Source organism: Streptomyces sp. NRRL S-350 (genome assembly GCF_000719705.1).
Taxonomy (GTDB): Bacteria; Actinomycetota; Actinomycetes; order Streptomycetales; family Streptomycetaceae; genus Kitasatospora.
The window spans coordinates 25,665-40,408 of the sequence record NZ_JOHO01000026.1; the positions used below are offsets into that span (position 1 = coordinate 25,665).

The following is a 14,744-nucleotide window of genomic DNA, read 5'->3' on the forward strand; positions in this document are numbered from 1 at the left end:
CCGGGGTCACCTCAGGTGCAGCGGGTGCCCGGGGCCGGCATCGTGCCGTCGGTCAGGTAGGCCTCCATGGCCCGGTCGATGCAGACGTTGCCCTTGCCGAACGCGCCGTGGCCCTCGCCGACCCGGGTCAGCAGGGTGGCGTCGGCGAAGCCCTTGGCCAGTGCCTCGGCCGATGCGTACGGGGTGGCCGGGTCGCCGGTGGAGCCGACGACCAGGATCGGCGCGCTGCCCTCGGCCCGGATGGTGTGCGGCTTCTCCGGCGTCTTGAACGGCCAGTAGGCGCAGCCGGCCTCACTGTAGTCGTCCACCGTGACGCCCTTGGACAGCAGCGGCGCCTCGGCGAGCAGCCGGTCCACCGCGGCCTTGGCGTGTTCGGGGGTGGGCGCGGGGCGGGCGGCGTCGGCGCAGCCGATCGCGCCGTTGGCCTCCTCCATCGGGCTGTAGTGGCCGTTCTGGTCGCGGCCGTCGTAGTCGTCCGCGAAGGCCATCAGCAGGTCGCCGCGCTTCATCGTCATCGCCATGCCGAGGCCGGCCCGCAGGTACTTCCAGGAGGTGTTCTCGTCGCCGTAGAGCATCGAGATGGTGCCGGTCCAGGCCAGGTCGCGGCCGAGCTTGCGGCCGTCCTTGGTGGTCAGCGGGTCGTCGTGCAGGCCGTCGAGGAAGTCGGCGGCCTTCTTGGCGGCCTTGTCCTTGTCCTTGCCGAGCGGGCACTCGGCGGCGTGGTTCTCCACGCAGTCGGCGGCGAAGCGCTCGAAGGACTTCTCGAAGCCGACCTGCTGGTCCACGCCGTGGTCCAGGGTGTCCTGGGCGGGGTCGACGGCGCCGTCCAGGATGAGCCGGCCGGTGTTCTTCGGGAACTCCTCGGCGTAGAGGGCGCCGAGGTAGGTGCCGTAGGAGATGCCCAGGTAGTTGAGCTTCCGGTCGCCGACGACGGCGCGCAGCACGTCCAGGTCGCGGGCGGTGTTGCGGGTGCCGACGAAGGGCAGCAGCCTGCCGGACCTGGCCTGGCAGGCGGCGGCGTGGTCGGTGGCTTGCTTGATGTGCGCGGCCTTGCGTTCGGCCGGGTCCACCGGATCGTCCAGCTGTTCGATGGCGTCGTGCTGCTTGTCGTCGTAGCAGACGACCGGCGCGCTGGCGCCGGTGCCGCGCGGGTCGAAGCCGATCACGTCGAAGCGGTTGTGCAGGGTGCCGACGAAGTCCTTGGCCCCGTATTCGACCATCTCGACGCCGGAGCCGCCGGGGCCGCCGGGGTTGACCATCAGCGAGCCGATCCGCTGGTCCGGCTTGGCGGCGGGGTACCTGATCAGCGCGAGGTCGATCGCGTCGGTGGTGGGGGCGGTGTAGTCGAGGGGGACGTGCAGCTTGCCGCACTGCATCCCGGAGGTGTCGATCCCGGCCTGTTCGGCCTTGGGGTCGGCCGGGCAGGCCGCCCAGGTGATCTGCTGGCCGTAGAAGGGCCGGAGCGCCGGGTCTGCCTCGCCGCCGGGCCTGGCGGTCGGGGTCGGGGTCGGGGTGGCCGCGGGGCTCGCGGCGGTGGGCGCGGCGCTGCCGGCGGCCTGGTCCTGGGCGGGCTTGGAGGTGTCGTTGCAGGCGCTCGCCAGGAGGAGGGTGCCTGCCGCCACGGCGGTCAGCAGGACGCGGGGGCGGGCGGCCCGGAAGGTTCTCATCGCACGTGTGTACCACCGGTGGGTGACGCGTTCGATCCTGGCCCCCCGGCCGCCCGCCGCGCCGGGATCAGCCCCGGTGGACCTTGTGGTTGGCCGCCTGCGCCCGCGGCCGGACCACCAGCAGGTCGATGTTCACGTGTGCGGGCCGGGTGACCGCCCAGGCCACCGTGTCCGCGATGTCCTCCGAGGTCAGCGGCTCGGCCACGCCCGCGTACACCGCGGCCGCCTTCTCCTCGTCGCCGCGGAAGCGGGTGACCGCGAAGCCCTCGGACTTCACCATGCCGGGCGCGATCTCGATCACCCGGATCGGCTCCCCGCACAGCTCCAGCCGCAGCGTGGCGGCGATGGTGTGCGCGGCGTGCTTGGCGGCCACGTACCCGCCGCCGCCCTCGTACGCGGCCAGCGCGGCGGTCGAGGAGAGCACCAGCACGGTGCCGTCGCCGGTGGCCCGCAGGGCCGGCAGCAGCGCCTGCGTCACGTGCAGCACGCCGAGCACGTTCACCTCGTACATGGCGCGCCAGTCGGCCGGGTCGCCGTGCTCGACCGTCTCGGCGCCGATCGCCCCGCCGGCGTTGTTCACCAGGACGTCGACCCGGCCGACCGCGGCCGCGAAGGCGTCCACGGCGGCCCGGTCGGTGACGTCCAGGGTGACCGCCCGCGCCGCACCGCCCCGGTCGCCGATCTCCTTGGCCAGCGCCTCGATCCGGTCGGTGCGGCGGGCGGTCAGCACCACCTCGAAGCCCTCGTCGGCCAGGCGGCGGGCGGTCGCCGCGCCGATTCCGCTGCTGGCACCGGTGACCACGGCCACCTTCTGCTCGGTCATTGCCACTCCTGGGGCTCATCGTGGGGCTCATCGGTCGTTCACCCGATCATCTCAACCGCGTCGCAGGGCCCGGTGGGCCGGTCACGTCCTACATTGCGAGGACCAGCGCCCGCCGATCCCGTGGAGGACCCATGGCAGCCGAGCCGCGCCGCGCCGAGTCGAGCCATCCCCCGCAGCCCGCCCGGCGCTCCGAATCGGGCCTCCCGATCGAGCCGCTCTACGGCCCCGAGGCACTGGCCGGGTGGGATCCGGCCGCCCGGCTGGGCCGGCCCGGGGAGTACCCGTACACCCGGGGCGTCTACCCGACGATGTACACCGGACGGCCCTGGACGATGCGCCAGTACGCCGGCTTCGGCACCGCCGCCGAGTCCAACGCCCGCTACCGGCAGCTGATCGCGGGCGGCGGCACCGGCCTGTCGGTCGCCTTCGACCTGCCCACCCAGATGGGCTACGACTCGGACGCCCCGCTCGCGGCCGGCGAGGTCGGCAAGGTGGGCGTGGCCGTGGACAGCGTCGAGGACATGGCGGTGCTCCTGGACGGCATCCCGCTCGGCGAGGTGTCGACCTCGATGACCATCAACGCGCCCGCCGCCCTGCTCCTGCTCCTCTACCAGCTGGTCGGCGAGGCCCAGGGCGTGCCGGCGTCGGCACTCACCGGCACGGTCCAGAACGACGTGCTGAAGGAGTACGTCGCCCGCGGCACGTACATCTTTCCGCCGCAGCCCTCGCTACGGCTGGTCGCCGACGTGTTCCGGTACTGCCGGGCCGAGATCCCGCGCTGGAACACCATCTCCATCTCCGGCTACCACATGGCCGAGGCCGGGGCCGATCCCGTGCAGGAGATCGCCTTCACCCTCGCGAACGGCATCGCGTACGTCCGCACCGCGATCGCGGCCGGGATGGCCGTGGACGACTTCGCGCCCCGGCTCTCGTTCTTCTTCGTGGCCCGGACGACCCTTCTGGAGGAGGTCGCCAAGTTCCGGGCGGCCCGCCGGATCTGGGCGCGGATCATGCGGGACGGGTTCGGTGCGCGGGATCCGCGCTCGCAGATGCTGCGCTTCCACACCCAGACCGCCGGAGTGCAGCTCACGGCCCAGCAGCCCGAGGTGAACCTGGCCCGGGTCACCGTGCAGGCGCTCGCCGCGGTGTTCGGCGGCACCCAGTCGCTGCACACGAACAGCTACGACGAGGCGATCGCGCTGCCCACCGAGAAGGCCGCCCGGCTCGCGCTGCGCACCCAGCAGGTGCTCGCCCACGAGACCGACGTGACCGCCACCGTCGACCCGTTCGCCGGTTCCTACGCGGTCGAGGCGCTCACCGACGAGGTGGAGGCCGCGGTCCTGGCGCTGATGGACCGGATCGAGGAGCAGGGTGGCGCGGTGGCCGCGATCGAACAGGGATTCCAGAAGGCCGAGATCGAGCGCACGGCGTACCGCGTCCAGCAGGAGACCGACTCCGGTGCGCGGACCGTGGTCGGGGTCAACCGGTTCCGGCTGGACACGGAGGAGCCGTACCGGCCGCTGCGGGTGGACCCGGCGATCGAACGCCGGCAGGCCGCGCGGCTGGCCCGGCTGCGGGCCGAGCGCTCCGCCGGCGCCGTCACCCGGGCGCTGGACGCGTTGCGCCGCACCGCCGAGGGGCCGGAGAACGTGCTCCCCCCGATGAAGGAGGCGCTGGCGGCCAGGGCCACCGTCGGCGAGGTGTGCGACGCGTTGCGCGGGGTGTGGGGCACCCACACCCCGGTGGAGCGCTTCTGATCCGCGCCCGCCCGCCGATCCGCGCCCGCCCGCCGGGCACCTCCCGGCCCTTCCCGGCCCCGGGTCCACCCCGCCCCGCCCGGCTCCCCTGAACGGCCGTCAGCGGTCGGCGTGCGTCGAGGCGCTGGCGGCCGTGACCGCCGACCGGGGCGGTCGTTGCACAGGGCAGGCAATCCGGGGAAGGCGGCTGAAACGAGATGTCATACCCACCTGTCGGGCCGGTATGCACCCATCCGGGGACTAGTTTCCCGGAAGCCGGGCCAAATCCCCCCGACAGGCCTACTCTTGGGGAGATGAACCGTCCTGAGCCCGCTCAGCCGGGCGCCACTCTCGCCGCCGCACGCCCCGCCGCCGATCTGCGCGACCGGGTGAGGGCGCTGGAGCCCGAGCTGATCGCCTTCCGCCGTGATCTGCACCGGCACCCGGAGCTGGGCCGCCAGGAGTTCCGCACCACCGGGCTGCTGCGGGACCGGCTGGTGGAGGCCGGCCTCGAACCCCGGGTGCTGCCCGGCGGCACCGGACTGCTCGTCGACATCGTCCCGGGCGGCACCGCCCCGGGCACCGAGTTCCTGGCCTTCCGCGCCGACATCGACGCGCTGCCGATCGACGACGCCAAGACCGACGTGCCGTACCGCTCCACCGTCCCCGGCCGGGCCCACGCCTGCGGCCACGACGTGCACACCTCCGTGGTGCTCGGCACCGGCCTGGTGCTGGCCGAGGCCGCCCGCGCCGGCGAGCTGCGCCGTCCGGTCCGGCTGGTGTTCCAGCCGGCCGAGGAGGTCATGCCGGGCGGCGCACTGGACGTGATCAAGGCCGGCGGGATGGACGGCGTGGGCCGGATCTTCGCGGTGCACTGCGATCCGAAGGTGGAGGTCGGCCGGGTCGCCCTGCGGGCCGGGGCGATCACCTCGGCCTGCGACCGCCTGGTGCTGCACCTGGACGGCCCCGGCGGCCACACCGCCCGCCCGCACCTGACCACCGACCTGGTGACGGCCGTGGCCCGGATGGCCGCCGACCTGCCCGGCGCGCTGGCCCGCCGGATGGACCCGCGCTGGGGCGTCAGCCTGGTCTGGGGCCGGATCGCCTCCGGCTCCGCGCCCAACGTCATCCCGCAGCACGCCGAGCTGGAGGGCACCGTCCGCTGCCTGGAGCTGGACGGCTGGCGCGAGGCGCCGGACCTGCTGCACGAGCTGATCGCCAAGCTCGCCGAGACCTACCGGGCCAAGTGGACGCTGGACTACCACCGCGGGGTGCCGCCGGTGGTCAACGAGGCGGTGTCGGTCGCGCAGCTGGACGAGGCGATGAACGCCCGGTTCGGGCGCGAGGGCGCCCAGGTGGTCGAGAGCACCGAGCAGAGCCTCGGCGGGGAGGACTTCTCCTGGTACCTGGAGCACGCCCCGGGCGCACTGGCCCGGCTCGGCGTCCGCGCGCCCGGCGACACCGCCGTCCGCGACCTGCACCAGGGCCGGTTCGACGTGGACGAGCGGGCGATCGGCATCGGTACGGAGCTGTTCGCGGCACTGGCCCTGGGGGCGGACGGGAGCTGAGCGCGGCGCCGCCGTCCGGGCGCGGCGGCTCGGACGGCGTGGGCGGATCGTCGGCATCCGGGGTTCCGGGGCGGTTTCCGTAAACTGGGCTGAACCAACCCCGGACCACCGTCCGTGCAGGGGAAAGGGCCTCGGGACGGGCGTCAGACCACGGTTTGATAACAACCCGAATGCTCTGGCACCCCGTAACACAACCGTGTTCTACGCGCGTTACGGTGGCGTCCAACCACGCCAAACGGTTGCGTGTCAGAAGGAGATACTCCCTTGCGCCGTTCAATGAAGCTCGCCGCGGTTGTGCTCTCGGGTTCCCTGGGCATGGCCTCGCTCGCCGCTTGCGGCGCAAAGAGCACCGACAGCACCTCCTCCTCCGCCTCGGGCGACGGTTCGCTCAAGGTCGGCATGGCCTACGACATCGGTGGCCGCGGCGACCAGTCGTTCAACGACTCCGCCGCCCGCGGTCTCGACAAGGCCAAGGCCGAGCTGGGCGCCTCCGTGACCGAGGCCGAGGCCAAGTCCGGTGAGGCCGAGGCCGACAAGGAGACCCGCCTCAAGAACCTGGTCGACGCCGGCTACAAGACCATCATCGCGGTCGGCTTCGTCTACCAGCCGGCGGTCAACAAGGTCGCCAAGGACAACCCGAACGTCAAGTTCGCGATCATCGACTCGAACGACAAGGACCAGCCGTCCAACGTCACCTCGCTGCTCTTCGCCGAGCAGGAGGGTTCGTACCTGGCCGGTGTCGCCGCCGCCAACAAGTCGAAGGCCCACCACATCGGTTTCATCGGTGGTGTGCAGTCCGAGCTGATCAAGAAGTTCCAGGCCGGCTACGAGGCGGGTGCCAAGTCCGTCGACCCGAACATCGTGATCGAGACCACCTACCTGACCACGCCTCCGGACTTCACCGGCTTCAACTCGCCCGACAAGGGCAAGGAGGCCGCGCAGGGCCAGCTCGACAAGGGCGCGGACATCATCTACACCGCCGCCGGCTCCTCCGGCAACGGCGCCATCGAGGCCGTCGCCAACAAGCAGGGCGCCCTGGCCATCGGTGTCGACTCCGACCAGGCCAGCCAGCCGGCCCTGGCGAAGTACAAGAACAGCATCATGACCTCGATGGTCAAGAACGTCGACAACGCGGTCTTCGCGTACATCGACTCGGTCAAGAAGGGCAGCGCCTTCACCGGCATCAAGCTCTTCGACCTGAAGGCCGACGGTGTCTCGCTCGCCACCACCGGCGGCAAGATCGACGACATCCAGGACAAGCTCAAGATGGCCGCCGACGCCATCAAGAGCGGCGCCACCACCATCCCGACCGCGCCGGCCAAGTAAGGGCCGCGCGTCTCGGACGCGACAGCGCCTGCCGCCTGCCCGGCAGCGCGATGATCGACACAGTTCACGGGAGGGGCCCGGCAGGGTGCGCTCAACGCGTACCCCCGGGCCCCGTTCCGTCCCCCCGTTTCCCCCCTTGGCCCTCCGAGCGCAACGACGCGCCTCCAGACCACCAGGAGACCGCCATCACCGCATCCGACCCCGTCCCCCTGCGCAAGGACGGCACCCCCAGCGCGGGGACGGCGACATCGGCCGTCGAGCTGCGCGGCATCACCAAGCGCTTCCCCGGTGTCGTGGCCAACCACGACATCAACCTCACCGTCCGCACCGGCACCGTGCACGCCCTGATGGGTGAGAACGGCGCCGGCAAGTCGACGCTGATGAAGATCCTCTACGGCATGCAGAAGCCGGACGAGGGCACCATCGCGATCAACGGCGAGCAGTGCGAGTTCAGCACCCCCGGCGACGCCATCTCCCGCGGCATCGGCATGGTGCACCAGCACTTCATGCTCGCCGACAACCTCACGGTGCTGGAGAACGTCGTCCTCGGCGGCGAGAAGATCCACGGCATCGGCGCCAAGGCGAAGGCGAAGATCAAGGAGATCTCCGACCAGTACGGCCTGGGCGTGCGCCCGGACGCCCTGGTCGAGGACCTCGGCGTCGCCGACCGCCAGCGCGTCGAGATCCTCAAGGTGCTGTACCGCGGCGCCAAGATCCTGATCCTCGACGAGCCCACGGCCGTGCTGGTCCCGCAGGAGGTCGACGCCCTGTTCGACAACCTGCGCGAGCTCAAGTCCGAGGGCGTCACCGTCATCTTCATCTCGCACAAGCTGCACGAGGTGCTGGCGGTCGCCGACGCGATCAGCGTCATCCGGCGCGGCACCACGGTCGGCGACGCCGACCCGAAGGCCGTCACCGCGCGCCAGCTCGCCGAGATGATGGTCGGCGCCGAGCTGCCCTCCCCGGAGAGCCGCGAGTCGACCGTCACCACGGCCGAGATGCTCGACGTCAAGGACCTGCGGATCGCCAAGACCGACGCAGAGGGCATCGAGCGCGTCGTCCTGGACGACATCTCGCTGCGCATCCACAAGGGTGAGATCCTCGGCATCGCGGGCGTCGAGGGCAACGGCCAGGCCGAACTGGTCGAGGCCATCATGGGCATGCTGCCGCTGGACGGCGGCACCGTCACCCTGGACGGCAAGGACCTCTCCGGCACCCTGACCCGGGCCCGCCGCGAGGCCGGCATCGGCTACATCCCCGAGGACCGCCACCGGCACGGCCTGCTGCTGGAGGCCCCGCTCTGGGAGAACCGCATCCTCGGGCACGTCACCGAGGAGCCCAACTCCAAGGGCATGCTGCTCGACCCGTCCGCAGCCCGGGTGGACACCCGCCGGATCGTCGAGCAGTACGACGTCCGCACGCCCGGCATCGAGGTGACCGCGGCCTCGCTCTCCGGTGGCAACCAGCAGAAGCTGATCATCGGCCGCGAGATGAGCCACCAGCCCAAGCTGCTGATCGCCGCCCACCCCACCCGCGGTGTGGACGTCGGCGCGCAGGCCCAGATCTGGGAGCACATCCGGGCCGCCCAGCGGGAGGGCCTGGCCGTCCTGCTGATCTCCGCCGACCTGGACGAGCTGATCGGGCTCTCCGACACCATCCGGGTCATCTACCGCGGCCGCCTGGTCGCCGACGCGGACCCGGCCACCGTGACCGCCGAGGACCTCGGCACCGCGATGACCGGTGCGGCCAGCGGCCACATCGAGTCCGAGCCGGAGGCCCTCGCCGAGGCGCACGCCGTCGCCGCCGAGGGCACCCAGGCCGAGAACACCCCGGCCGACGGCACCGACCCGTCCGACACCGCCGACGACCCGCAGGCGGGGGAGTAACCACATGACCAGTCCCAACCCCGCCGCCAAGCGCAGCCTGGCACAGCGGATCAGCGGTGAGCGCATCGTGCTCGCACTGGCGGCGCCGGTGCTCGCGGTCGTGCTCTCCGTCGCGATCTGCTCCGTCCTGCTGGCGACCTCGGGCAAGAACCCGTTCGACGCGTGGAACGTGATGATCACGTACGCCACCAAGTCGGACGGCCAGGTGGCGATCCTCAACCGGTCCACCACCTACTACCTGGCCGCCGCGGCCGCCGCCTTCGGCTTCCGGATGAACCTGTTCAACATCGGCGTCGAGGGCCAGTACAAGATCGCGGCGCTGTTCGCGGCCTACATCGGCGCCGAGGTCGACCTGCCGGCGTTCGTCCAGATCCCGCTGCTGCTGGTCACCGCCATGCTGGTCGGCGGCCTGTACGCGAGCATCGCCGGCCTGCTGAAGGTCTACCGCGGCGTCAGCGAGGTCATCGCGACCATCATGCTGAACGCCATCGCGCTCGCGATCGTCGGTCTGCTGCTCGTCCCCGGCGTCTTCGCGCCGAAGGTCAGCGGCACCAGCAACTCGATCCAGACCGAGCCGATCTCGCAGTCCAGCCACTTCTTCGGCATCGAGACGGCCGGCGGCACCCTCTGGGGCTTCCTCTTCATCGCCGTCCTGGTCGGTGTGCTCTTCCAGTTCACCCTGACCCGCACCCGCTTCGGCTTCGACCTGCGCGCCACCGGCCGCTCGGAGTCCGCCGCGACCGCGTCCGGCGTGAACGTCAAGAAGATGGTGGTCGTCTCGATGGCCGTCTCCGGTGCGATCGCCGGTCTGATCGGCATGCCGGAGCTGCTGCAGAACTCCTTCTACTACGGCCAGAGCTTCCAGCCCGGCCTCGGCTTCCTGGGCATCTCGATCGCCCTGCTCGGCCGCAACAGCCCGATCGGCATGGCCTTCGCGGCCCTGCTGTTCGCCTTCCTGGACGCCACCGGCGCGCAGCTGCCCCTGCAGGGCGGCTTCCCGTCCGAGATCGTCTCGGTCATGCAGGGCACCATCGTCATCTGCGTCGTCGTCGCGTACGAGCTGGTGCGCCGCTACGGCCTGAAGCGCCAGCAGCAGAAGGTCGGCGAGCAGCTCGCCGCCCAGCTCGCGGCCACTGAGAAGAAGGAGGTGTCCGCGTGAGCACGGCTACCGCTGCCCGTCCGAAGTCGTCGGGCGCACCCGCGAAGAAGCGCAAGCTGTCCTGGCCGGTGGTGCTGCTCCTGATCGCGGGCGCCCTGGTCCTGTTCTCCGCCGTGGGCATGGCCACCGGCAACCACTCGCTGACGTCCTCCGGTCAGGTCACCGCCGCGCTCAGTGCCGCCGTGCCGATCGGCATGGCCGGTCTCGGCGGTCTCTGGTCCGAGCGGGCCGGTGTGGTCAACATCGGCCTCGAAGGCATGATGGTCGCCGGCACCTTCTGCGGCGCCTGGGCCGGGTACCTGGTCAACCCGTGGGTCGGCCTGCTGGCCGGCATGCTCGGCGGGGCGCTCGGCGGTCTGCTGCACGCGATCATCACCGTCACGTTCGGCGTCGACCACATCGTCTCCGGTGTCGGGATCAACCTGCTGATCCCCGGCATCTGCGCGTACGTCAACCGGATCTACTACAAGGACTACATCTCGGCCGGTGCCGGGGCGAACCAGTCCCCGCCGGCGGATCCGCTGCCGTACATCACCATTCCGGGGCTGTCCTCGGGCCTGAAGACCATCGAGAACCACCACTGGTTCCTGGTCTCCGACATCGCCGGCGTGGTCGGCGGCCTGGTCACCAACATCTCGGTGGTCGTGGTCCTGGCCGGCGCGCTGATCGTGGTCAGCTACTTCCTGCTGTGGCGCACGGTGTTCGGCCTGCGGCTGCGCTCCTGCGGCGAGAACCCGACCGCCGCCGAGTCGCTGGGCGTCAACGTCTACAAGTACAAGTACCTGGCGGTCATCGCCTCCGGCGCCTTCGCGGGCCTCGGCGGTGCGTACCTCTCGCTGGTCGCCGCGCACTTCTACAAGGACGGCCAGACCCTGGGCCGCGGGTTCATCGGCCTCGCGGCGATGATCTTCGGCAACTGGATGCCCGGCGGTCTCGCCATGGGCGCGGGCCTGTTCGGCTTCACCGACAGCCTCCAGCTGCGCGACCCGGAGTCGGTGCACGTGCTGATCCTCACCGTCGGCATCGCGATGATCCTGCTCGCCCTGTGGCAGCTGTACCGGCGCAAGTTCACCGCGACGGTGGTCTCCTTCGTCATCGCCGGCGGTCTGATCGCCTGGTACTCGCTGACCGACCAGGTGCAGCGTCCGCTGATCGTCGCCACGCCGTACCTGATCACCCTGATCGTGCTCTCGCTGGCGTCCCAGCGGCTGCGGATGCCGAAGGCGGACGGTCAGATCTACCGCAAGGGCCAGGGCAAGTGACGGCGCCGACGCCCTCGGCGATCGACTGGGAGCGGCTGCGCGAGGCGGCGCGCGAGGCCATGGGCCACGCGTACGCCCCGTACAGCAAGTTCCCGGTCGGCGCGGCCGCGCTGGTGGACGACGGGCGGGTGGTCACCGGCTGCAACGTCGAGAACGCCTCGTACGGGCTCGGGCTGTGCGCCGAGTGCGGCCTGGTGTCCGCGCTGTACGCCACCGGCGGGGGACGGCTGACGGCCTTCACCTGCGTGGACGGCGGGGGCGAGCTGCTGATGCCGTGCGGGCGCTGCCGCCAGTTGCTGTACGAGCACGGCGGGCCGGACCTGCTGGTCGACCTCGCGTCGGGAGTGAAGCCGATGAGTGAGGTCCTACCCGACGCGTTCGGGCCGGAGCGGCTCTAGCCTCTCCGTTTGTTACGCGCGTAGAGTGTCGCGAGTGGGCCGGAACCCGGTCATCTCGCGGCACTCTACGCATTTCACGCTTTTTGAAACCCCTCTTGGAGCACGCATGGACGCCATCTCCGTCATCAGGACCAAGCGCGATCGCGGAGAGCTGAGCGACGCTCAGATCGACTGGGTCATCGACGCCTACACCCGCGGCGAGGTCGCCGACGAGCAGATGTCCGCGCTGGCCATGGCGATCCTGCTGAACGGCATGCAGCCGCGCGAGATCAGCCGCTGGACCGACGCGATGATCCGCTCCGGCGTCCGGATGGACTTCTCCTCGCTGCCGCTGCCAACCAGCGACAAGCACTCCACCGGCGGCGTCGGCGACAAGATCACCCTCCCGCTCGCCCCGCTGGTCGCCGCCTGCGGCGCCGCCGTCCCGCAGCTCTCCGGCCGCGGCCTCGGCCACACCGGCGGCACCCTGGACAAGCTGGAGTCCATCCCCGGCTGGCGCGCCCTGCTCTCCAACGAGGAGATGATGGACGTGCTGCGCGACGCGGGCGCCGTCATCTGCGCGGCCGGCGACGGCCTCGCGCCCGCTGACAAGAAGCTGTACGCGCTGCGCGACGTCACCGGCACCGTCGAGGCGATCCCGCTGATCGCCTCCTCGATCATGTCCAAGAAGATCGCCGAAGGCACCGGCGCGCTGGTCCTCGACGTCAAGGTCGGCTCCGGCGCCTTCATGAAGAACCTGGACGACGCCCGCGAGCTCGCCCGGACCATGGTGGGCCTGGGCACCACGGCGGGGGTCAACACCGTCGCCCTGCTCACCGACATGTCCACCCCCCTCGGCCTCACCGCGGGCAACGCGCTGGAGGTCCGCGAGTCCGTCGAGGTCCTGGCCGGCGGCGGCCCGGCCGACGTCGTCGAGCTGACCATCGCGCTCGCCCGCGAGATGCTCGCCGCGGCCGGCGTCCAGGGCAAGGACCCGGCCGACGCGCTGCGCGACGGCTCCGCGATGGACCACTGGCGCCGCATGATCGCCGCCCAGGGCGGCGACGTGGACGCCCCCCTCCCGGTCGCCCGCGAGCAGCACGTCATCCCCGCGCCCGCCTCCGGCGTGCTCACCGAGCTCGACGCCTACGCCATCGGCGTCTGCGCCTGGCGCCTGGGCGCCGGCCGCGCCCGCAAGGAGGACCCGGTCCAGGCCGGTGCCGGTGTCGAGATGCACGCCAAGCCCGGTGACACCGTGGTGGCCGGCCAGCCGCTGCTGACCCTCCACACCGACACCCCGGAGCGCTACGAGTACGCCATCGAGGCCCTGGCGGGCGGCGTCACCGTCGCCCCCGAGGGCACGGCGTTCACCCCGAACCCGATCGTCCTCGACCGCATCGCCTGACGGGCGCGAGGTCCGCTCACGTGCGCCGGTTCAGGCGTGCGTGAGCGGACCGCCGGTGTCGACCGTCGAGGGGCCGACGCCGATCCCGTCGCCGAAGGTGAACTTCTCGCGGGACTCGTGACCGGGTTCCGGACGCACGGTGCCGGTCATGTTCCGGACCGTGTCGGCGTCGGCTGTCACGCGTCCGCGACCGCTCGCCGGGCCGTGTGCGCCTGCCGGGTGGCGTAGAGCGTCACGCCGGCGGCCAGGGTCATGGCGGTGAGGCCGACGGCGGCGGCGCCGGGCCAGCCGGTGGCGTGGTAGGCGTCTGCACCGACGGTGCCGCCGAGGCTGTTGCCGAGGTAGTAGGCGATCAGGTACAGCGCGGAGGCCTGGGCGCGGCCCGCAGTGGCGGTGCGGCCGACGGCGGACGACGCGGTGGCGTGGCCGGCGAAGAAGCCGGCGGTGATCAGGACCAGGCCGAGCAGCGCGCAGACCAGCGAGTCGGCGAGGGAGAGCAGCAGGCCGGTGGCGGTGACGCCGATGGAGACGTAGAGGGCGCCCCGGCGGCCGAGGCGGCCGGAGAGGCGGCCGGCCGCGGCGGAGGTGCCGGTGCCGACCAGGTAGACCACGAAGATCGAGGCGGCGATCGACTCCGGCAGGTGGAACGGCGCGCCGATCAGCCGGTAGCCGACGGTGTTGTAGACCGCGCCGAACACGGCCATGAACAGCATTCCGAGCGCGTACAGCCGCACCAGCAGCGGGTTGCGCAGGTGCCCCGCGACGGTGCGGCCGAGCGCGCGGGCGTCCACCGGCGCGGGGGTGAAGTGCCGGGCGGCGGGGATCAGCAGCCGGAAGGCGAGGGTGGCGAGCAGCGCGAGGGCGGCGGAGGCGGCGAGGCCCCAGCGCCACCCGAAGCCGGCGGCCGTCCAGCCGGAGAGCAGTCGGCCGCCCATGCCGCCGATGCTGTTGCCGGCCACGTACAGGCCCATCGCGGAGGCCAGGGCGCTGGGGTGGACCTCCTCGGCGAGGTAGGCCATGGCGGTGGCCGGGAGCCCGGCGAGGGCGGCGCCCTGGAGGACGCGCAGCACCACGAGGGTGGTGAGGTCCGGTGCGAAGGGCAGCGCGAGGGCGAGGGCGGAGGCGGCGAGGGTGGAGGCCGTCATCACCGCGGTGCGGCCGTACTTGTCGGACAGCGCGCTCGCCGGGAGCAGCCCGAGGGCGAGTCCGAGGGTGGCGGCGGAGGCCGTCCAGCTGGCCTGGCCGGGGGTGAGGTCGAGGTCGGCGGAGAGGACCGGCAGCAGGCCCTGGGTGGAGTAGAGCAGGACGAAGGTCGCGACCCCGGCGGAGAACAGGGCGAGGTTGGCGCGGCGGAAGGCGCGCTGCCCCGGGCGGTGGCGGTCGTCCTCGGTGGGGCGGGTGTCGGGGCCGGTGGCTGGGGCATCCGGGGCGGTCACGGATGCCCTGGTATCGGAGGGCTGCATGACATCGACGGTAGGCCCGCCGCCGTTGATGCGTCCAATGCATGAAGCGTGGATGATCGATGCACTGGCGTA

General features: G+C 71.8%; 11 protein-coding genes. 8 read left to right on the forward strand and 3 right to left on the reverse strand.

Annotated elements, in window-relative coordinates; all coding sequences use genetic code 11:
• Window positions 1-11 precede the first annotated feature (11 nt).
• Both IF30_RS0122920 and IF30_RS0122925 read right to left on the reverse strand, forming a co-directional pair.
• Window positions 12-1,667 (reverse strand): alpha/beta hydrolase, encoded by a 1,656-nt coding sequence (locus IF30_RS0122920; protein WP_030241542.1) that lies wholly within the window; start codon window positions 1,665-1,667, stop codon window positions 12-14.
• 67 nt (window positions 1,668-1,734) lie between these two features.
• Window positions 1,735-2,490 (reverse strand): SDR family oxidoreductase, encoded by a 756-nt coding sequence (locus IF30_RS0122925; protein ID WP_030241544.1) that lies wholly within the window; start codon window positions 2,488-2,490, stop codon window positions 1,735-1,737.
• 131 nt (window positions 2,491-2,621) lie between these two features.
• Here IF30_RS0122925 and IF30_RS0122930 point away from each other — a divergent pair, with 131 nt between their 5' ends.
• The 8 genes from IF30_RS0122930 to IF30_RS0122965 all read left to right on the forward strand — a co-directional run bounded on the left by IF30_RS0122930 (window position 2,622) and on the right by IF30_RS0122965 (window position 13,209).
• Complete coding sequence (locus IF30_RS0122930; protein ID WP_051710879.1) at window positions 2,622-4,247, forward strand: acyl-CoA mutase large subunit family protein; 1,626 nt, start codon at window positions 2,622-2,624, stop codon at window positions 4,245-4,247.
• Between the two features lie 293 nt (window positions 4,248-4,540).
• On the forward strand, window positions 4,541-5,794 hold the full coding sequence (locus IF30_RS0122935; RefSeq protein ID WP_030241547.1) for an amidohydrolase: 1,254 nt from the start codon (window positions 4,541-4,543) through the stop codon (window positions 5,792-5,794).
• Between the two features lie 264 nt (window positions 5,795-6,058).
• Window positions 6,059-7,120 (forward strand): BMP family lipoprotein, encoded by a 1,062-nt coding sequence (locus IF30_RS0122940; RefSeq protein ID WP_030241549.1) that lies wholly within the window; start codon window positions 6,059-6,061, stop codon window positions 7,118-7,120.
• A gap of 293 nt (window positions 7,121-7,413) precedes the next feature.
• Window positions 7,414-9,006: an ABC transporter ATP-binding protein gene (locus IF30_RS0122945; protein ID WP_199807910.1), complete on the forward strand. Its 1,593-nt coding sequence runs from the start codon at window positions 7,414-7,416 to the stop codon at window positions 9,004-9,006.
• A gap of 4 nt (window positions 9,007-9,010) precedes the next feature.
• Window positions 9,011-10,165 (forward strand): ABC transporter permease, encoded by a 1,155-nt coding sequence (locus tag IF30_RS0122950; protein WP_030241559.1) that lies wholly within the window; start codon window positions 9,011-9,013, stop codon window positions 10,163-10,165.
• Window positions 10,162-11,427, forward strand: coding sequence for an ABC transporter permease (locus tag IF30_RS49515; protein WP_030241562.1), 1,266 nt, complete (start codon window positions 10,162-10,164; stop codon window positions 11,425-11,427). Before IF30_RS0122950 ends, IF30_RS49515 begins: the two co-directional genes overlap by 4 nt.
• Window positions 11,424-11,825, forward strand: a complete 402-nt coding sequence (locus IF30_RS49520; protein WP_030241564.1) for a cytidine deaminase — start codon at window positions 11,424-11,426, stop codon at window positions 11,823-11,825. Before IF30_RS49515 ends, IF30_RS49520 begins: the two co-directional genes overlap by 4 nt.
• Before the next feature lie 106 nt (window positions 11,826-11,931).
• Window positions 11,932-13,209 (forward strand): thymidine phosphorylase, encoded by a 1,278-nt coding sequence (locus IF30_RS0122965; RefSeq protein WP_030241569.1) that lies wholly within the window; start codon window positions 11,932-11,934, stop codon window positions 13,207-13,209.
• A 176-nt stretch (window positions 13,210-13,385) separates the two neighbouring features.
• Here the strand turns inward: IF30_RS0122965 and IF30_RS0122975 are convergent, their stop codons facing one another.
• Window positions 13,386-14,672 (reverse strand): MFS transporter, encoded by a 1,287-nt coding sequence (locus IF30_RS0122975; RefSeq protein ID WP_030241572.1) that lies wholly within the window; start codon window positions 14,670-14,672, stop codon window positions 13,386-13,388.
• Window positions 14,673-14,744: the final 72 nt, after the last annotated feature.